The 16,496-nt window shown below is 36.5% G+C and carries 25 protein-coding genes and 1 pseudogene; 16 read left to right on the forward strand and 10 right to left on the reverse strand.

Annotated elements, in window-relative coordinates; genetic code table 11:
• Positions 1-33 precede the first annotated feature (33 nt).
• The 8 genes from rpmJ to arfA all read left to right on the forward strand — a co-directional run bounded on the left by rpmJ (position 34) and on the right by arfA (position 3,974).
• Positions 34-150, forward strand: coding sequence for a 50S ribosomal protein L36 (gene rpmJ / locus AC01GB_RS10325; protein ID WP_032116397.1), 117 nt, complete (start codon positions 34-36; stop codon positions 148-150).
• A gap of 148 nt (positions 151-298) precedes the next feature.
• Positions 299-652 (forward strand): 30S ribosomal protein S13, encoded by a 354-nt coding sequence (rpsM, locus tag AC01GB_RS10330; RefSeq protein WP_032116398.1) that lies wholly within the window; start codon positions 299-301, stop codon positions 650-652.
• A gap of 15 nt (positions 653-667) precedes the next feature.
• Positions 668-1,057 carry a 30S ribosomal protein S11 gene (gene rpsK, locus AC01GB_RS10335; protein ID WP_474451751.1) on the forward strand — a complete coding sequence of 130 codons (390 nt, stop codon included), beginning with the start codon at positions 668-670 and terminating at the stop codon, positions 1,055-1,057.
• A 35-nt stretch (positions 1,058-1,092) separates the two neighbouring features.
• Positions 1,093-1,713, forward strand: a complete 621-nt coding sequence (gene rpsD, locus AC01GB_RS10340) for a 30S ribosomal protein S4 (protein WP_474451752.1) — start codon at positions 1,093-1,095, stop codon at positions 1,711-1,713.
• A gap of 25 nt (positions 1,714-1,738) precedes the next feature.
• Complete coding sequence (locus tag AC01GB_RS10345; RefSeq protein WP_474451753.1) at positions 1,739-2,728, forward strand: DNA-directed RNA polymerase subunit alpha; 990 nt, start codon at positions 1,739-1,741, stop codon at positions 2,726-2,728.
• A 37-nt stretch (positions 2,729-2,765) separates the two neighbouring features.
• On the forward strand, positions 2,766-3,155 hold the full coding sequence (gene rplQ / locus AC01GB_RS10350) for a 50S ribosomal protein L17 (RefSeq protein ID WP_474451754.1): 390 nt from the start codon (positions 2,766-2,768) through the stop codon (positions 3,153-3,155).
• 122 nt (positions 3,156-3,277) lie between these two features.
• Positions 3,278-3,691, forward strand: coding sequence for a Zn(2+)-responsive transcriptional regulator (gene zntR / locus AC01GB_RS10355; protein ID WP_032116402.1), 414 nt, complete (start codon positions 3,278-3,280; stop codon positions 3,689-3,691).
• A gap of 160 nt (positions 3,692-3,851) precedes the next feature.
• Positions 3,852-3,974, forward strand: coding sequence for an alternative ribosome rescue factor ArfA (gene arfA, locus AC01GB_RS10360; RefSeq protein WP_474452383.1), 123 nt, complete (start codon positions 3,852-3,854; stop codon positions 3,972-3,974).
• Here arfA and mscL read toward each other — a convergent pair whose 3' ends face one another.
• The 5 genes from mscL to def all read right to left on the reverse strand — a co-directional run bounded on the left by mscL (position 3,975) and on the right by def (position 8,737).
• A complete protein-coding gene (mscL, locus tag AC01GB_RS10365) occupies positions 3,975-4,370 on the reverse strand; it encodes a large-conductance mechanosensitive channel protein MscL (protein WP_474451755.1) in 396 nt (131 codons plus the stop codon). It lies immediately after the preceding gene.
• 89 nt (positions 4,371-4,459) lie between these two features.
• On the reverse strand, positions 4,460-5,836 hold the full coding sequence (trkA, locus tag AC01GB_RS10370; protein WP_474451756.1) for a Trk system potassium transporter TrkA: 1,377 nt from the start codon (positions 5,834-5,836) through the stop codon (positions 4,460-4,462).
• Positions 5,837-5,885: 49 nt separating this feature from the next.
• Positions 5,886-7,166: a 16S rRNA (cytosine(967)-C(5))-methyltransferase RsmB gene (rsmB, locus tag AC01GB_RS10375; RefSeq protein WP_474451757.1), complete on the reverse strand. Its 1,281-nt coding sequence runs from the start codon at positions 7,164-7,166 to the stop codon at positions 5,886-5,888.
• 49 nt (positions 7,167-7,215) lie between these two features.
• Positions 7,216-8,187 carry a methionyl-tRNA formyltransferase gene (gene fmt, locus AC01GB_RS10380; RefSeq protein ID WP_474451758.1) on the reverse strand — a complete coding sequence of 324 codons (972 nt, stop codon included), beginning with the start codon at positions 8,185-8,187 and terminating at the stop codon, positions 7,216-7,218.
• 34 nt (positions 8,188-8,221) lie between these two features.
• Positions 8,222-8,737 (reverse strand): peptide deformylase, encoded by a 516-nt coding sequence (gene def / locus AC01GB_RS10385; protein WP_474451759.1) that lies wholly within the window; start codon positions 8,735-8,737, stop codon positions 8,222-8,224.
• 125 nt (positions 8,738-8,862) lie between these two features.
• Between def and AC01GB_RS10390 the strand changes: the two genes are divergently transcribed.
• On the forward strand, positions 8,863-9,258 hold the full coding sequence (locus AC01GB_RS10390; RefSeq protein ID WP_474451760.1) for a hypothetical protein: 396 nt from the start codon (positions 8,863-8,865) through the stop codon (positions 9,256-9,258).
• Between the two features lie 143 nt (positions 9,259-9,401).
• Positions 9,402-9,545, forward strand: coding sequence for a hypothetical protein (locus AC01GB_RS10395; RefSeq protein ID WP_474451761.1), 144 nt, complete (start codon positions 9,402-9,404; stop codon positions 9,543-9,545).
• Positions 9,546-10,150: 605 nt separating this feature from the next.
• On the opposite strand, the gene AC01GB_RS10400 is transcribed toward AC01GB_RS10395, so the two are convergent.
• A complete protein-coding gene (locus tag AC01GB_RS10400) occupies positions 10,151-10,348 on the reverse strand; it encodes a hypothetical protein (protein ID WP_026823657.1) in 198 nt (65 codons plus the stop codon).
• A gap of 124 nt (positions 10,349-10,472) precedes the next feature.
• Here AC01GB_RS10400 and AC01GB_RS10405 point away from each other — a divergent pair, with 124 nt between their 5' ends.
• From AC01GB_RS10405 to sctE, 5 genes are all read left to right on the forward strand, one after another.
• Positions 10,473-10,670 (forward strand): hypothetical protein, encoded by a 198-nt coding sequence (locus AC01GB_RS10405; RefSeq protein WP_474451762.1) that lies wholly within the window; start codon positions 10,473-10,475, stop codon positions 10,668-10,670.
• Positions 10,633-10,815: a phage/plasmid replication protein, II/X family gene (locus AC01GB_RS10410; protein ID WP_474451763.1), complete on the forward strand. Its 183-nt coding sequence runs from the start codon at positions 10,633-10,635 to the stop codon at positions 10,813-10,815. Before AC01GB_RS10405 ends, AC01GB_RS10410 begins: the two co-directional genes overlap by 38 nt.
• Entirely contained in the window at positions 10,806-11,177 is a 372-nt protein-coding gene (locus AC01GB_RS10415) for a phage/plasmid replication protein, II/X family (RefSeq protein WP_474451764.1), read from the forward strand. Before AC01GB_RS10410 ends, AC01GB_RS10415 begins: the two co-directional genes overlap by 10 nt.
• Complete coding sequence (locus AC01GB_RS10420) at positions 11,128-11,349, forward strand: phage/plasmid replication protein, II/X family (protein ID WP_474451765.1); 222 nt, start codon at positions 11,128-11,130, stop codon at positions 11,347-11,349. Before AC01GB_RS10415 ends, AC01GB_RS10420 begins: the two co-directional genes overlap by 50 nt.
• 98 nt (positions 11,350-11,447) lie before the next feature.
• Positions 11,448-12,626, forward strand: a complete 1,179-nt coding sequence (sctE, locus tag AC01GB_RS10425) for a type III secretion system translocon subunit SseC family protein (protein ID WP_474451766.1) — start codon at positions 11,448-11,450, stop codon at positions 12,624-12,626.
• 451 nt (positions 12,627-13,077) lie between these two features.
• Here sctE and sseB read toward each other — a convergent pair whose 3' ends face one another.
• From sseB to AC01GB_RS10445, 4 genes are all read right to left on the reverse strand, one after another.
• Positions 13,078-13,629: a type III secretion system translocon protein SseB gene (gene sseB / locus AC01GB_RS10430; RefSeq protein WP_474451767.1), complete on the reverse strand. Its 552-nt coding sequence runs from the start codon at positions 13,627-13,629 to the stop codon at positions 13,078-13,080.
• A gap of 97 nt (positions 13,630-13,726) precedes the next feature.
• A complete protein-coding gene (gene sseD / locus AC01GB_RS10435; RefSeq protein ID WP_474451768.1) occupies positions 13,727-14,371 on the reverse strand; it encodes a type III secretion system translocon protein SseD in 645 nt (214 codons plus the stop codon).
• A gap of 107 nt (positions 14,372-14,478) precedes the next feature.
• On the reverse strand, positions 14,479-14,667 hold the full coding sequence (locus AC01GB_RS10440; RefSeq protein ID WP_474451769.1) for a hypothetical protein: 189 nt from the start codon (positions 14,665-14,667) through the stop codon (positions 14,479-14,481).
• Between the two features lie 118 nt (positions 14,668-14,785).
• Positions 14,786-15,115, reverse strand: coding sequence for a helix-turn-helix domain-containing protein (locus tag AC01GB_RS10445; RefSeq protein ID WP_474451770.1), 330 nt, complete (start codon positions 15,113-15,115; stop codon positions 14,786-14,788).
• 85 nt (positions 15,116-15,200) lie between these two features.
• On the opposite strand from AC01GB_RS10445, the pseudogene AC01GB_RS10450 reads away from it, so the two are divergent.
• A pseudogene (locus AC01GB_RS10450) lies at positions 15,201-16,484 on the forward strand (phage/plasmid replication protein, II/X family).
• The last annotated feature ends 12 nt before the right edge of the window (positions 16,485-16,496 follow it).

The raw sequence follows: 16,496 nt of genomic DNA on the forward strand, positions 1-16,496 counted from the left end.
ATTAATTTGCTTAAGAAATTACGGAGAGTAAAAATGAAAGTTCGTGCTTCAGTCAAGAAATTATGCCGTAACTGTAAAATCATTAGACGTGAAGGTATTGTTCGTGTGATTTGCAGCGTTGAACCAAGGCATAAACAACGTCAAGGTTAAGAAAAAGCATTTTTTTCTTGCAAAGTTGGGTTGAGCTGGCTAAATTAGCCAGCCAAACTTTTTATCTAAAAAAATGTATAACTGCTTGAGTATCCTGAAAGCGGGCTTTTCAGCACAGTTATGCAGTATTTAACTTTAGGAGTGCATAGTGGCCCGTATAGCAGGCATTAACATTCCTGATCAACATACCGTAATCGCATTAACATCGATTTACGGCATCGGCAAAACTCGCTCACAGTCAATCTGTGCAGCAACTGGTATTGCTGAGCATGTTAAGATCAGTGAGCTGTCTGAAGAGCAAATCGACAAGTTACGTGACGAAGTTGCTAAATACATTGTTGAAGGTGATTTGCGTCGTGAAGTTACCCTAAGCATCAAGCGCTTAATGGATCTTGGTTGCTATCGTGGTTTACGTCACCGCCGTGGTCTTCCTGTGCGTGGTCAACGTACTAAGACTAATGCACGTACCCGTAAGGGCCCGCGTAAGCCGATCAAGAAATAGTCGGGGTATTAAATAATGGCAAAAGCACCTATTCGTGCACGTAAGCGTGTAAGAAAACAAGTTTCAGACGGTGTGGCTCATATCCATGCTTCTTTTAACAACACAATTGTTACCATTACTGATCGTCAAGGTAATGCATTGGGTTGGGCAACCGCAGGTGGTTCTGGTTTTCGTGGTTCTCGTAAGTCTACTCCGTTTGCCGCTCAAGTTGCAGCAGAACGTTGTGCTGAGGCAGTGAAAGAGTACGAAATCAAAAGCTTAGAAGTTATGGTTAAAGGACCTGGTCCTGGCCGTGAGTCAACTATCCGTGCGTTAAATGCGGCTGGTTTCCGCATTACTAACATTACTGATGTGACTCCGATCCCTCATAACGGTTGTCGTCCACCGAAGAAACGTCGTGTTTAATTACGTTGCGTTTTTAGGATTGTTGGAGAAAGAAAATGGCTAGATATTTGGGTCCTAAGCTCAAGCTGAGCCGTCGCGAGGGTACAGATCTTTTTCTTAAGTCTGGCGTTCGCGCGATTGACACCAAGTGTAAATTAGAACAGGCACCAGGACAGCATGGCGCACGTAAACCGCGTCTATCTGATTATGGTGTTCAGTTACGTGAGAAACAAAAAGTTCGTCGTATTTACGGTGTTCTAGAACGTCAATTCCGTAACTATTATAAAGAAGCAACACGGTTGAAAGGTAATACGGGCGAAAATTTGCTCAATTTGCTTGAAGGTCGTTTAGACAATACTGTTTATCGTATGGGCTTTGGCGCAACACGCGCGGAAGCACGTCAGATGGTTAGCCATAAAGCTATCATGGTAAATGGTCAAGTCGTTAATATTGCTTCTTATCAGGTTTCCCCGAATGACGTTATCAGCGTTCGTGAAAAAGCAAAAAAACAGTCTCGTATTAAGGCTGCTTTAGAACTTGCTGAACAGCGTGAGAAGCCAAATTGGCTGGTGGCTGATGCGGTTAAGATGGAAGGTGTGTTCAAACGTATTCCTGAACGTGCTGATCTGTCTGCTGACATTAACGAACACCTGATCGTCGAGCTTTACTCTAAGTAAAGCTTAGTACCAAAGAGAGGACACAATGCAGGGTTCTGTGACAGAGTTTCTTAAACCGCGCCTGGTTGATATCGAGCAAATTAGTTCGGCGCATGCCAAGGTAACCCTTGAACCGTTAGAACGTGGCTTTGGCCATACTCTTGGTAACGCACTACGCCGTATTTTGCTTTCGTCTATGCCGGGTTGTGCTGTGACCGAGGTTGAAATTGATGGTGTACTGCATGAGTACAGCACTAAAGAAGGTGTGCAGGAAGATATCCTGGAGATTCTCCTTAACCTGAAAGGGCTGGCGGTAAAAGTTCACGGTAAAGATGAAGTTATTCTGACCTTGAATAAATCTGGAATTGGCCCTGTGACTGCCGCCGATATCACCCCTAATGATGATATTGAAATCTTCAAGCCGCAACATGTTATCTGCCATCTAACTGATGAAAGCGCTGCTATTAATATGCGTATTAAAGTACAGCGTGGTCGTGGATATGTGACGGCTTCTGCCCGTATTCATTCGGAAGAAGATGAGCGCCCAATCGGTCGTTTATTAGTTGATGCATGCTATAGCCCTGTAGAGCGTATTGCCTACAATGTTGAAGCGACGCGTGTAGAACAACGCACTGATTTGGATAAGTTGGTTATCGAGATGGAAACTAACGGCACAATCGATCCAGAAGAGGCGATTCGTCGAGCAGCAACTATCTTGGCTGAACAACTCGAAGCTTTCGTTGATTTACGCGATGTTGCTAAGGTTGAAGTTAAAGATGAGAAGCCAGAGTTTGATCCGATTCTGCTGCGCGCAGTTGACGATCTGGAATTGACTGTCCGCTCTGCTAACTGTTTAAAAGCAGAAGCTATCCACTACATCGGTGATTTGGTTCAGCGCACTGAAGTTGAGTTGCTTAAAACGCCTAATCTTGGTAAAAAATCACTTACTGAAATTAAGGATGTTTTGGCATCAAGAGGCTTATCGCTAGGCATGCGTCTAGAAAATTGGCCTCCAGCAAGTATTGCTGATGAATGAGATCACAGGTTAAGGTTTTACTGAGAAGGATAAGGTCATGAGCCATCGTAAGAGTGGTCGTCAATTGAACCGCAATAGTAGCCATCGCCAAGCTATGTTTCGTAACATGGCTGGCTCTTTAGTTCGTCATGAGATTATCAAGACAACTTTACCAAAGGCGAAAGAATTGCGCCGTGTCGTTGAGCCACTGATTACTCTTGCCAAGACCGACAGCGTAGCTAATCGTCGTCTGGCATTTGCCCGTACTCGTGATAATGAGATCGTGGCAAAATTATTTAATGAACTTGGATCGCGTTTCGCGACCCGTGCAGGTGGTTATACTCGTATTATGAAGTGTGGCTTCCGTGCAGGTGACAATGCGCCGATGGCTTATATCGAGCTTGTTGATCGTACTGTTGAGTCTCAAGCAGAAGTAACTGCAGAATAAATTTGCAATTACATAAAAAACCGGGATTAATCCCGGTTTTTTATTATCTAAAAATTAACTTTTTGTCATTTCATAGTTTGCTATCATAGTGGATAATATTTATACATATATAAGAGGTGGTTATGTATCATATAGGTAAATTAGCTAAGTTAGCAGATGTTACAACCGATACAATTCGTTTCTATGAAAAACAAGGGCTAATGGAACGTCCTAATCGTACAGAAAGTGGTTATCGTCTTTATAGCAAAAAAGATTTACAACGTTTACGTTTTATTCGTTATGCTAAGCAGTTAGGCTTTACTTTGGAATCTATTTCAGAATTATTGTCTATTCGCATTGATCCTGCCCATCATACTTGCCAGGAGTCGAAAAATATTGTAGATGCTCGCTTGCAGGAGATTGAAATTAAAATTATAGAGATGGAGAGAATGAGAAATTCATTAAAAATGCTTAGTGCGGCTTGTTGTGGTAGTAAACATGTTAGTACTGGATGTTCAATTTTAGAGATCCTCGAACAAGGCGCCAGTAAACATTAAATGATATGTCCGTTTTGGATGAAATAAAATTTTATAGATGTTTATTTAAAAAGTCATTGATATTGGAGAATTTGGTATGGCAAATTACCAGCATAAACGAGGCCTTATAAAGAAGAGTGGAGTAGAGGCGATACTGTATGATCCTCTGTTTAGGCGATGAATTGAAAAAACTAAAAAAGGAAAAGGGAGTTATCAAAGAAAAATGAAACATAGTAAAGAGCAAACGAGTGGGTTAGTAATGCTTAATTTTAAAAATTTATTATTACTAACCCACTCGTTTTGATTATTTTTGTTTTTTTAATAAATCACGAATTTCAGTTAATAATGTGACTTCTTTAGTTGGTGCTGCTGGTGCTCCTTCTTTTTCGCGACGCAATTTATTTATAAGTTTTATCGCAATAAAAATTGCTATAGCGATGATTAGAAAATCAAAAACATTTTGAATAAATACACCATAATTCATAGTAACAGCAGGTATATTATCGTGGGCTTCCCTTAAGACAAGATGAAATTGCTTAAAATCAATACCGCCGATAAGTAATCCAAGGGGAGGCATAATAATATCTGCAACAAGAGAAGAAACAATTTTGCCAAATGCTGCACCAATAATAACACCCACAGCTAGATCAATAACGTTGCCTTTCATTGCAAATTCACGGAATTCTTTTAAAAAGCTCATAGTCCCCTCACCGTTAATCAAAATAGAACGTAAAATTTTATAAGAATGTTTAAATTATAATATCTATTAATATATTTCTATCAAAATTTTTACAAAAAGAATGGGCTAGGTTGGAATATCTTTTCTACGTCAGGAACATGCTTTTTATCAGTAATGAACATAATGATGTGATCATCTTGTTCAATAATATGATAGCTATTTGCAATGATGACTTCATCATCACGAACAATAGCACCGATAATTGTGCCTGGAGGAAGCTTTATTTCTGAAATTTTTCTACCAACAACTTTGGATGTGTTTTCATCACCGTGAGCAATAGCTTCTATCGCTTCAGCAACGCCTTTACGTAAGGATGAAACATTGATTATATCTGCTTTACGAACATGTCCTAATAAAGCGGAAATTGTTGCTTGTTGAGGTGATATAGCGATATCAATGACTCCTCCTTGTACAAGATCAACATAAGCAGAACGTTGGATAAGAACCATTACTTTCTTTGCGCCCATTTTTTTGGCAAGCATAGCTGACATAATATTGGCTTCATCATCATTAGTCAGTGCTATAAAAACATCTGTTTGCTCAATATGTTCTTCCGCTAAAAGCTCTTGATCTGAAGCATCACCATAAAACACGATTGTATCATGTAATAGTTCTGCTAATTCGGTTGCTCTTTCTTGATCACGTTCTATTAATTTAACGCTGTAATCTTTTTCTAGCTGTTTTGCTAGGCCTGCACCAACATTGCCACCACCAACTATCATAATTCGCTTGTAGGGTTTTTCCAGTCGTTGCAGTTCGCTCATTACGGCACGAATATGCTCAGTGGCTACAACAAAGAAGATTTCATCTCCTGCCTCAATAATAGTGGATCCCTGTGGTCGAATGGGTCTATTTTGGCGAAATATAGCAGCAATTCGGGTATCAATATGGGGTAAATGTTCGCGTAAATTTAAGAGGGAATTTCCTACTAATGAACCTCCATAGTAGGCTTTTGCAGCAACAATACTTACTTTACCACTTGCGAAGTTAACAACCTGAAGTGCACCAGGATATTGGATTAATTTATAAATATAATCAATGACAAGCTGCTCTGGAGAAATAAGATAATCAATCGGTATGTGATCAGGGGTAAAAAGTTTTTCAGTTTCTTTGATATATTCAGATGCGCGTATTCTAGCAACTTTATTTGGCGTATTAAAAAGAGAATAAGCGATTTGGCATGCAACCATATTAGTTTCATCTGAATTTGTCACAGCGACTAACATATCAGCATCTTCAGCACCGGCTTCCCTTAGGATCCTAGGGTATGAGCCATGCCCACTGACAACTCTTAGGTCGAATTTATCTTGTAGCTGGCGCAAACGTTCAGTATTAGTATCAACGATAGTGATATCGTTGTTTTCATCAACTAAATTTTCTGCAAGTGTTCCACCAACTTGTCCTGCACCTAATATGATAATTTTCATTATATTTTTATCTTACTGCCAGATTGAGTATTTATTTAAAATAGTAGTGTTAATTTTTTATCAGAGAAGCATAAAAGAAACCGTCTCCTCCACGTTGAGTGGGTAATATTTGTTGGCCTAGTTCCATATTGTTATTTAAAGATGCTTCAGGATGATGAAAAAGAAATTTCTGTATTTGTTCTTTGTTTTCATCCGGTAAAATTGAGCAAGTTGCATAAACCAGGATGCCATTGGTTTTTAAATAAGGCCAGATAGCTTCTAGAATTTCATATTGTAATTTAACCAACTGCTGGATATCTGTCGGTTTTCTTAACCATTTTATATCCGGATGCCTACGAATCACACCTGTCGCAGAGCAAGGTGCATCTAGCAATATACGATCAAATTTCGCACCCGATGTCCATTCTAGTGGTCTACGTCCATCGCCAACTATAACTCTTGCATGTAATTTTAGTCGATTAAGATTTTCTTGGATACGTTTTATTCGTAGTTCATCAATATCAATCGCTAAAACATCAGCTTTTGGAGCAAGTTCTAGTATATAAGTTGTCTTACCACCTGGAGCTGCGCAAAGATCAAGGATATATTCACCATTTTTAGGTGCTAGTAATTCAATGCATTGTTGAGCAGATAAATCTTGAATTGTTACCCAACCTTGGTCAAAGCCTGGTAATTTGTTAACCGCACACGGTTTTTGTAATTTGATAGCGAATTTACTGTCTTTGCTTAAACTGGCCTCTATACCTGCTTGTTGTAATAGTATTAGATAATCGTGAGTAGAATGATACAATTGATTTACTCTTAGCCACATAGGTGGTTTTTGGTTATTGGCCTCAAGAATCTTTTCCCACTGAGCAGGATAAACTTGCTGAATTTTTTCTAATAGCCATTTAGGATGTAAATAATTGCTGTCATTATTATTTGCTTTTGCATTTAATGTTTGTTCTTGCCGTTGAAATTGTCTTAATACACCATTAATTAAGTCTTTTAGTTGAGGGTGTTTCAGTGTGATAGCACCATCAACAGTTTCTGCTAGTGCGGCGTGTGGGGGAATACGAGTAAAATGAAGTTGGTAAATTCCTACCATAATAAGATAATGAATAATGCGTTTTTTTCCCTTTAATGGTTTAGTTATTAATTGTTGAATAAACCATTCCAATAAGGGTAACACTCTAAGCACACCAAAACTTAGTTCTTGTAAAAGAGCTTTATCTTTATCTGATATATTTTTTTGCCATTCGGGAAGTACAGTGCTTAATGATTGTTTTTGATCAATAACCTGGGCAATGACTTGGGCACAAATGCTTCTAAGATTATATTTTTTATTCATGTTAAATATAATTACCCGCTAATCATAAATGTAAACAAGAAATTTATTACTAATTTGGTTGCAATGCTGAATTTATTATTCTGCCAGGAATAAACCATCCGTGACGAGAGTTTAGAAAATCACTAGCTAACATTATTTTTTTACCGGCCGGTTGTATTTTTAAGATATTTAAAATACCTTTCGCGGTTGCCACTTTAATCCCTGTTTTATCGGCACTTAAAATTGTTCCCGGTGAAGCGTCAATTTCATGATCAATGACTTCGGCATACCAAACTTTAATAGGTTGATCTGCAACAATAAAATAACTTACTGGCCAAGGATTGAATGCCCGGATACATCGCTCAATTTCTTCAGCTGAAAGTGTCCAATCAATTAATGCTTCATCTTTACTCAGTTTTTCAGCATAGTTAGCGAATGTATCATTTTGTTCTTCTGGTTTTGCTTGACCTGAAGTGAGTAAATCAAGAGTATGTAGGAGTGCAATAGGGCCTAGTTTTGCAAGTTTTTGATATAGGGTTGCGCTAGTATCTTTTAGTTCAATAGGGCAGCTAACTTTGTAAAGCATATCTCCGGTATCCAGACCAATATCCATTTGCATAATTGTAATACCGGTTTCTTTATCACCAGCCCAAATTGAGCGTTGAATTGGCGCTGCGCCTCTCCAGCGGGGTAGTAGTGAGCCATGAACATTCAGGCAGCCCATTGGTAGCATATTTAATACAATTTCAGGTAAAATTAGGCCATATGCGACAACAACCATAACATCGGCATGCTGATTTTCAATGCAGCGCTGACTGTCTGCTGTTTTTAGAGTTGTTGGCTGAAAAATAGGAATATTATTTTCTTCGGCTAGCGTTTTTACTGGGCTTGATGCGAGTTTTCGCCCTCTTCCAGCTGGTTTATCAGGTTGTGTCAGAACGCCAACAATTTGATACTTATCCTTGATACCAAGTAATGCAGCTAAATGTTGTGCTGCAAAATCTGGGGTGCCGGCAAAAATGATTCGTAGACAGTCTGACACGTAAAGATCCCTATATTATAAAATATGATAAATATCATTTTGTTGTTTTAGCTTTTAGACGTTCAAGCTTTTCAATTTTCTGCCTAATGCGTTGGCGTTTTAATGCAGAAAGATAGTCAATAAATAATTTGCCATTTAGATGATCTATTTCATGTTGAATACAGATAGCAAGTAGATCATCAGTTTCTAATTCAAACTCTTTCCCATTGATATCTAAGGCTTTAATTTTGACCCATTTAGCACGAGATACAAATGCCCGTTGTTCAGGTACAGAAAGACAGCCTTCTTCAATTCCAATTTCACCAGCTGTTTCTAGGATAACAGGATTTATAAGTACCAATCTTTCATTACGAGATTCTGAAACGTCTATAACAATAATTCTTTGATGAATATTAACCTGTGTTGCGGCTAAACCAATACCTTCTTCTTCATACATCGTTTCAAACATATCATTCACGATACGTTGTATTTCTGCATCAACTTTTTTTACCGGTTCTGCAATTTTGCGAAGACGCTCATCTGGGTAATGTAATATATTTAATACTGACATAAATGTTTAAAGCTATATCCAAAAAGTGAAAGTTATTTAATACCTATTCTAGACATTTCTCATTATGATTGACAGTATTGGTTATAAATGGAACACACTTATTGCCAATTAAGTCTGGAAAATATATGGATCCAATGGAAATATGGTTACGTATGATAATGGTCTCTCATCTTTCAACTGTCAATGCTGCTGCAATTGTAGAGAAACTTATTGCATTAAATAATGTTAAAATTGTTTCTCTTTGGGCATGTGGGTTATCACCGAATCAATGTATACAATTTACTCATGCAAATTCAAAAGCTATTTATGCGGCAATAAAATGGCTTGATGTAAGCGAGCATAAACTCATTACGTTATCCGATCCAAATTATTCATATTTATTAAAACAGATATATTCGCTACCAATTATACGCTTCGTTGCTGGTAAAGAGAAAAAACTTTCTTCTACACATAACGCCATTGTGCGAACCTGCGTTTATAATGTTAATAGGCCAGGAATGTTTCTTGGTATTTTTCAATAAAAATGAGGAAGAGGTTTCAAATTTGTTTGAAATCCCGTGAGATATTCAACAAATAAAGCGAGTTAAAATATTGTAGACTATCATTTTAAAAGGTTTACTTAAGAATAAACCTATTAACTTTGATTTTTTAGAAGGAGTTAATTATGTCTATTAGTATCGGTTCAGGTTATTTTCACACTTACATCAGTAATGAAAAAATTAACGACATTTTAGAGAAAAATACGCCTCCTCACATGAGTTTATGGGAGAAAATAAAGGATTTTTTTTTGTTCAACACATCAGGCTGAAGCACAAGAATGCATTTATAAACTTTGCCATCCACCAATCGGAACAACACCGGATGATGTAGAAAATATTTTTGAAAGGCTTAGTGAATTAGTCCATCCTAAATGGGAAGGTAATTTTCTGAACAGAGTGAAATATTTTGAGGATAATAGTTTCTATATTAAGGACAAAAATGGAGATGAAATTTTATCTATAATCATCGACTATGACTATAAAGTCACAACGGGTACGTATCGTTGTTTTTATATGGATGGGCCTAGCTATAGTTACCCCTTGAAAGGTTCAATAGACCAAACAATAATTGATGGTCAAAGAAAAAAGACCGTTTTATCAATTTACTAAAAACAACCAATCCAGTATTCCAGTAGATGCAGAATTAACTTGAAATGTAGGGCAGTAAGACCAATGACCTTACTGTTTGTTCTATCAGCAGAATACGTGACTGTATCTTGAAGTATTTTGAGTATGGTTATAACTTTTGTTAGTTTGCTTCTTAAAATTTCCTATAATGTGCAACGTCGTTATGTTGATATGATTGTCTGGGTATATTTATTGATATTCTCATTTTTTATTTCCACATTTAATAACAATGATATTGCTATTTTATCTATGCTTTCCTGACAGTTTTTTTAGCTATTATATCTTTTACTGCATCATCAAGATAATTATCTATAAGATAACTTACTAATTCTGATTGTTTTAGTATATCTCCTGTTTTATTTCCTATTTCTAGTATTTTCCTTTTTAGTTCTAGCTTTCTTTCTTCGTTTATTCTTACTGTTGTATCTGCTCTCTTGGATGTCATAACGAATTTCCCCTTTTAGTTATTAATCATATCTTTTTTTATTCAATATTTTATGCATGTGTATTTACAACATGCAAATATTCCTTATATCATGTGTGCATGATGTAAATATTGAGATTTGTACATGATAGATTTCCTTGAATTGCAGATTCCATTTAAAGATGAGTATGTGATGAGAACGTCTCGTGATAGGGAGAATGGAGGAGGTTCTATCGATTTTATGCATATTGCTAAATTAAGCGGTATTCGACTGCCTGCTCGTGATGTGGAATTTGAAATAAAAGGTGATACTATCTGTTCACGGATTAGCGCATCCTTTTGAATCGTTAGCAACCCATTTTGCCAGTCTGGGCATCAAGATTTATCAGGGAACCCATTTGATTTTTCCGCGCGTCAATCTTAAGCCTTCACCAGCTAAGCTCTTACAGGGGCATCAACCAATATTGCATTATGTGGTTTGGAGTTAATCACTAATTTAGCGGCTTCCATTCCACATCTTTTTAATTTGTTAGATGTAGCGAATACCGAAGTTTCTGAGCTTCACCCAACTTTATCAGTAAGATTAGCGACGGAAAGTCTTTTTTTTTCAGCGCTCTGTCTTTATCAACAACACTATGAGCGTGATGGGGCTAATTTAATTTACGATCTGTGGATGAAAAGTTTTGATGATTTGCTAACGGCGTTAACGGGAATGGAAATGAATATTTATGATGATGAACATATTTTTGAACGATTAAAATCGCATTATTATTCTACCACGCCAAAAGGCAACATTTCCTATGCCAAAGCCCAACGGATATTTGGTTTTTATCGTCCGTTTAGTGAATGAAGGATTTTACAATGTCCTTAATTCTATGAGTCGAATGACATTTTGGCGTTATTTAGCTTTATTAACCGATATTGGCATCAGCAAATCACAATTAAAAAATCACAGAACAGCTATAGGTTATTATCGGTTGGTATATACAATGGTGTTGCAGTACGTAAATCGGTGGCTGTGACTATACTCGTCGTAAGTTTTGAGTATAATACCTGATATTGAATATCAATAAGTATAATTAAGATATAAATTGACTTAAATTAATAGGGAGATTATTTCATGAATAATATAAATGTTTTTTCATCTATTTCTTCACCAGAGCGACAAGAGCTCAATATTGTTAATAATGCTCCTGTTATTAAATCACAGTTACCGCAATCCCCTACGCCAAATGAAATGTTATTAAATATGGTAGGTGAGAAAAAAACAGGGAAAATCACCTATCAGCAGGCAGACGAGGCTTTAGGAAGGGTGTTAACTGTTTTCCACAATACAGAGAATCTGACTCTAAAAAATATCGAAAAAGTATCAATTAACGATTTGTTTTTACTCTCATCAACCCTTAGTTTAAAGATATTCGGTGATACGGCAAATTCAGTTGCTAAGTCTAGTAAATTGATGACGGATACTCAAGCATTTTTACGTGATCAACAAGTTAAGGAATTTCAAGAACAATTGGCAAAAAAAGTTGAGCAATCCGAAAAAAATAAATGGTTAGTTCTTTTTGATTGGGTAGTTGGTGTGGCTGAAATAGCTTATGGCGCAGTGTTGACTTATCTTGGACAACCCGCAGGACCAGTTTATATAGCCGCTGGTGTGGCGGGTATAGTCAAAGCTATTGCTGAAACAGCAATATATTTTGGTATAGGCGATAAAGAAATGTGGCAAAAAGTGGCTGATGTCGCATTTTACGCGCAAACAGTACTTGAAATTGGTGCAATTGTTTTAGATGTTTGCAAAGCCGGAGCATTAGTAACGTTAGGTAGAGGGATCATGAAAGGAACACAAATTATTTTAAAAGAGATGATCCCCCAATTAACTCAAGCAGTTTTAAAGAACTCAATAGCCGAAGGTTTCAAAATTATGAAGGTCCTCGCTGAGAAATTTTATGAGATGTTTGTTCGTGAAATAATTCCTTATATTAAAAATCTTAAGTCAACGAAAAACGCTATACAAACAGGTGCTGCCGTTTTAACTGGCGTGACTAATGGTGGTCTAACCACTGCTAGAGGAAGTATTAATTTAGAAAAAGCTGGACTTCAAAAAGAGATTGAAGAGTTAATGCTTAGACAAAACTTCTGCGAATTTTGTTTTGACGGGTATGATAAAATGAAAGAACAGCAACAAAAAATGCTTAAAAATCTTATAGATAAGCAATCCGATAGTTTGGAAGGTGCCAGTAAAAACATAAGTGAGACAGGTATGCTACAGGCACGTATTGCTAGCTCAATTGTTTAGTAATTTAGTTTTCTTAATAGAGTAGCCAATATTTTTTGATGTCCGTCAGGGCATGGAAGGCGGCAGATTGAAATTGCAAAGATAACCGAATGGAAAACCGCCGAAGCTAGAGGGGACTTATCGGGTAGCAAGGATCCCCCGCGTCGGCGTTCCTGCTAAGCCATCTTTTTACGATAAATAAAGCGACTCAGTAGTTTGAGGGTCGAAGACAAGCGAATCGTTTAGCGACAGATTGATTTTTTTATTTGCTTTTATTTATTGTTTAATTTTACGCTAAATCAATAAAATTAATATTCCGTAAAATGCCATTAAGGTTCGCATAATCTACAACGCCGTTATGTTGAATAGCCGTCTGCGAAAATATCTCCTCGCAGACGGCGGCCATTTACACATAACGCCATTGTGCGAACCTGCGGTTACTTACCTTTTGTATTTGATATCATTCTCATTTTTAGCGGATATTTTGCGCAATTGATTTGTTCATTTCTCCTAGCATAGTTTGCATACTATTGAGTAAACTAACGGTAACATTGTAAGTCTGCATGACTTTTTGAATTTGTAATTGTGATTGAGAAACAAAATCAGAAGCTCTGTCTGATACGGTTTTGATTGCGGCTTTTACTGCCTGTAATTGACCTTGATCTAAAGCTTGACCTTTTGGCGCGTAATCGTTGATGTTTTTTCCGTCAACAGTGATATTATTTTTTTCCATAAATATTCTGACATCGTCAGGAATTTCTGCTTTTGCTTTATCGCCTTCCTTCGCTACCTTAGCGATGATTTCATCAACTCGATTAGCCATTTCTTGAGAATCTCTTGAAAAATCGGCTCTTTTTCTCATTTCAAGATATTTTGCGTTGGCTAAATCTGTGAGTAAGTTCATGAAAGTATATAATATTTCTATACCTTGAGATAATATAGGATCTTCTTTATAGCCATGTGTAACACTATACGATCCTGAAATAGCATTACTGCTGAATGAATCCACTGATGAAGTAATCATAATTTATCCTCTTAAATTTATGATGGTTCTTTTGTTTTTTTCATATCTTAAAAAATACATACAGTGAGTTTATTAACTTTAATTGTTAAAACAAATTTTAATGGCGAATGGCCGAATTTATTCGACTATGTAACTCAACTAAATCTTTCGTAAAAGCTCTCATTTGCTCAGAAACTTGCCGAATTTTGTCTGCTAAATCATTAGTATTTTTTGCGTAATTTTGCGCATTAGTTGTTTGAAGTTCTCCTGTCAATTTATCTAGTTCTGCTAATTTTGTGTCGTTAGCCGATTGTATTTGTGTAATGCCTTGTGTGCCATGACCTAAACCTGATCCAATCTGTCCTCCGACTGTTAAACTTGTTTGCATTGCCTGATTGGCTTTATCAACTGTATTTGCAGCTACCGCGGCGGAACGACCATATAATGCTCCAGCCCCTGTTCCAGCTAGGCCGATCCCGCCTGCAGCTATTTGTCCCCATGCTGCCCATTTTGCCGCAGAATTTGCGTTATCTATGCCTTCACGTTTTTTATCCATTGAAGCAACCTGGATATTCCATCCTAGTTCTTGTTGTTTCTGGTTAAATTCTTGCAAGGTATTACGGAGTTTTTTTAGCATTTCAGTTAGCATCATCATCAGTTCGTTGATTTGAGAAATGCTCTCCATACCATCACTATATGATGATGTATTATATTGAGTTACTGAATTTGTAGCCGGTAAAGTTGATTGAATATCATTCATCATTTTTTCCTTTTTCATAAGAGGCATTGAAGCAAAATATATGATAATTTTGCGTGTACTTGGTTAACCTAAACTCCTTTATCTTCCAATATTCAAAAGCGATCAATCAGTTAAATACTGGAGTTGTTTGCTGTAAACATTTGCTTTATTAATCTAGATAGCCTGACTTGACGGTAAGCCCAAATAAGGGATTTTCGATTAACGGTATTAAACAGGGTATAACCGATGACGTCAGGGTTATTTTTTCTAAATTCAATTTCTAGTTCTTTTAGTTGTTTTATTATTTTTTTCTTTTCCATTTACATCAGCCATTTGTTAATTAAATGTTGCGTAATCAAGAGTGCATGACTCAAAATTATGTACTCTTGTTGCAAATTTTTAACCTTATTAATTATTTAAAATAACATTTATTTTACATTATTTTTTATCTAGTTTTTCTGATTCTGCTGTGAGAATCCACATTTTTATTAGTTTTTTTATCATTTTTTGATCTTCATTCGGTAGCCTGCTTATAGCTTGTGTTAGATAACTGTTTGTTGTGCTTTCTTCTCCAAATATCAATTCTTCTATTGTTAGATTCAGTGCGGTTGCTATTGATATAACAGTTCTTATTTGTGGATTATTTTGTTCTCCGTTTTCGATTCTTGATATTTGTGTTTTTGAAATACCACTTTTCTCTGCTAAATCTTGTTGGCTTAGATTTAACGTTCCTCTGATGTTTTTAATTCGTTCACCTAAATGAGGCATTTTTACCTCCTAAAATACTTTAATATCATTTTAACGCCTTTTTGTTGCATATATGACATCATATAGTTACTTATATGGCGTTTCGATGATAGATTTACTTGAGTTACAGATTCCATTTAAAGATGAGTATGTGATGAGAACGTCTCGTGATAAGGAGCATGGAGGAGGCTCTATCGATTTTATGCAGATTGCTAAATTAAGTGGTATTCGACTGTCTGCTCGTGATGTGGAATTTGAAATAAAAGGGGATTTATCTGTTCAGGGATTAGCGCATCCTTTTGAATCGTTACCAACGCATTTTGCCAGTTTGGGCATGAAAATTTATCAGGGAACTCATTTGATTTTTCCGCGTGTCAATCTTAAGGCTTCACCTGCCAAGCTCTTACAGGGGCATAACGTATTTGGTTCAACCAATATTGCATTATGTGGTTTGGAGTTAATCACTAATTTAGCGGCCTCCATGCCACATCTTTTTAATTTGTTAGATGTAGAGAATACCGAAGTTTCTGAGCTTCATACAACTTTATCAGTAAGATTATCGACGGAAAGTATTTGTAAACAGGTGATTGCTTATTTCAAAAATATCAGTCATGGACAAACCAAAGCCACGAAATCAAACGATTATGAATCAACCGTCTATTTTAACCGTGGCTCTAAACATAGGGAATTGTGTATTTATTATAAAGCGTTTGAATTGGCAAAACGATTAGGTGAAATACAAAGAAAATTACGGGTTAATCCTAATGATGAGGTTTTGCTTAATCAGTTTGCCATTTTAAATGATAAACGCCTGACGGATTTTGCTAATAATTTGTTGCGGTTAGAAGGGCGATTGAAAAAACGGTTTTTAAAAGATAATCAGATCCCGGTTAATTTTTCAGCGCTTTGTCTTTATCAATAACACTATGAACGTGATGGGGCTAATTTAATTTACGATCTGTGGATGAAAAGTTTTGATGATTTGCTGACGGCACTGAGGGGAATGGAAATGAATATTTATGATGATGAACATATTTTTGAACGATTAAAAACTCATTATTATTCCACTACGCCAAAAGGCAACATCTCCTATGCCAAAGCCCAACGGATATTCGGTTTTTATCGCCGTTTAGTCAATGAAGGCTATTTTAATGTTTTAAATTCTTTAGAACGAACTACTTTTTGGCGTTATTTGACCTTATTAACTGATATTGGCATCAGTAAATCACAATTACAAAATCTCACGGGCGATAAATCTAACGTCATTCCTTTTTATAAAGTTATTCATATCGATTTTTCTCAACAACGGCCTGACTGGTATGTTGAGCCTGTGAGTGTTTTTGAACGTCAAAATACTATTTATCCATTTAAACAAGTTGCAAACGCTTAAATCAAGAAAGGT

The sequence above is a fragment of the Candidatus Arsenophonus phytopathogenicus genome (genome assembly GCF_056113345.1).

Coding starts and splice junctions, on each gene's coding strand:
- rpmJ (WP_032116397.1), top strand. CDS start 34: ATGAAAGTTCGTGCTTCAGTCAAGAAATTATGCCGTAACTGTAAAATC.
- rpsK (WP_474451751.1), top strand. CDS start 668: ATGGCAAAAGCACCTATTCGTGCACGTAAGCGTGTAAGAAAACAAGTT.
- rpsD (WP_474451752.1), top strand. CDS start 1,093: ATGGCTAGATATTTGGGTCCTAAGCTCAAGCTGAGCCGTCGCGAGGGT.
- AC01GB_RS10345 (WP_474451753.1), top strand. CDS start 1,739: ATGCAGGGTTCTGTGACAGAGTTTCTTAAACCGCGCCTGGTTGATATC.
- rplQ (WP_474451754.1), top strand. CDS start 2,766: ATGAGCCATCGTAAGAGTGGTCGTCAATTGAACCGCAATAGTAGCCAT.
- zntR (WP_032116402.1), top strand. CDS start 3,278: ATGTATCATATAGGTAAATTAGCTAAGTTAGCAGATGTTACAACCGAT.
- mscL (WP_474451755.1), bottom strand. CDS start 4,370: ATGAGCTTTTTAAAAGAATTCCGTGAATTTGCAATGAAAGGCAACGTT.
- trkA (WP_474451756.1), bottom strand. CDS start 5,836: ATGAAAATTATCATATTAGGTGCAGGACAAGTTGGTGGAACACTTGCA.
- rsmB (WP_474451757.1), bottom strand. CDS start 7,166: ATGAATAAAAAATATAATCTTAGAAGCATTTGTGCCCAAGTCATTGCC.
- def (WP_474451759.1), bottom strand. CDS start 8,737: ATGTCAGTATTAAATATATTACATTACCCAGATGAGCGTCTTCGCAAA.
- AC01GB_RS10390 (WP_474451760.1), top strand. CDS start 8,863: ATGGATCCAATGGAAATATGGTTACGTATGATAATGGTCTCTCATCTT.
- AC01GB_RS10395 (WP_474451761.1), top strand. CDS start 9,402: ATGTCTATTAGTATCGGTTCAGGTTATTTTCACACTTACATCAGTAAT.
- AC01GB_RS10400 (WP_026823657.1), bottom strand. CDS start 10,348: ATGACATCCAAGAGAGCAGATACAACAGTAAGAATAAACGAAGAAAGA.
- AC01GB_RS10405 (WP_474451762.1), top strand. CDS start 10,473: ATGATAGATTTCCTTGAATTGCAGATTCCATTTAAAGATGAGTATGTG.
- AC01GB_RS10420 (WP_474451765.1), top strand. CDS start 11,128: ATGCCAAAGCCCAACGGATATTTGGTTTTTATCGTCCGTTTAGTGAAT.
- sctE (WP_474451766.1), top strand. CDS start 11,448: ATGAATAATATAAATGTTTTTTCATCTATTTCTTCACCAGAGCGACAA.
- sseB (WP_474451767.1), bottom strand. CDS start 13,629: ATGATTACTTCATCAGTGGATTCATTCAGCAGTAATGCTATTTCAGGA.
- sseD (WP_474451768.1), bottom strand. CDS start 14,371: ATGATGAATGATATTCAATCAACTTTACCGGCTACAAATTCAGTAACT.
- AC01GB_RS10440 (WP_474451769.1), bottom strand. CDS start 14,667: ATGGAAAAGAAAAAAATAATAAAACAACTAAAAGAACTAGAAATTGAA.
- AC01GB_RS10445 (WP_474451770.1), bottom strand. CDS start 15,115: ATGCCTCATTTAGGTGAACGAATTAAAAACATCAGAGGAACGTTAAAT.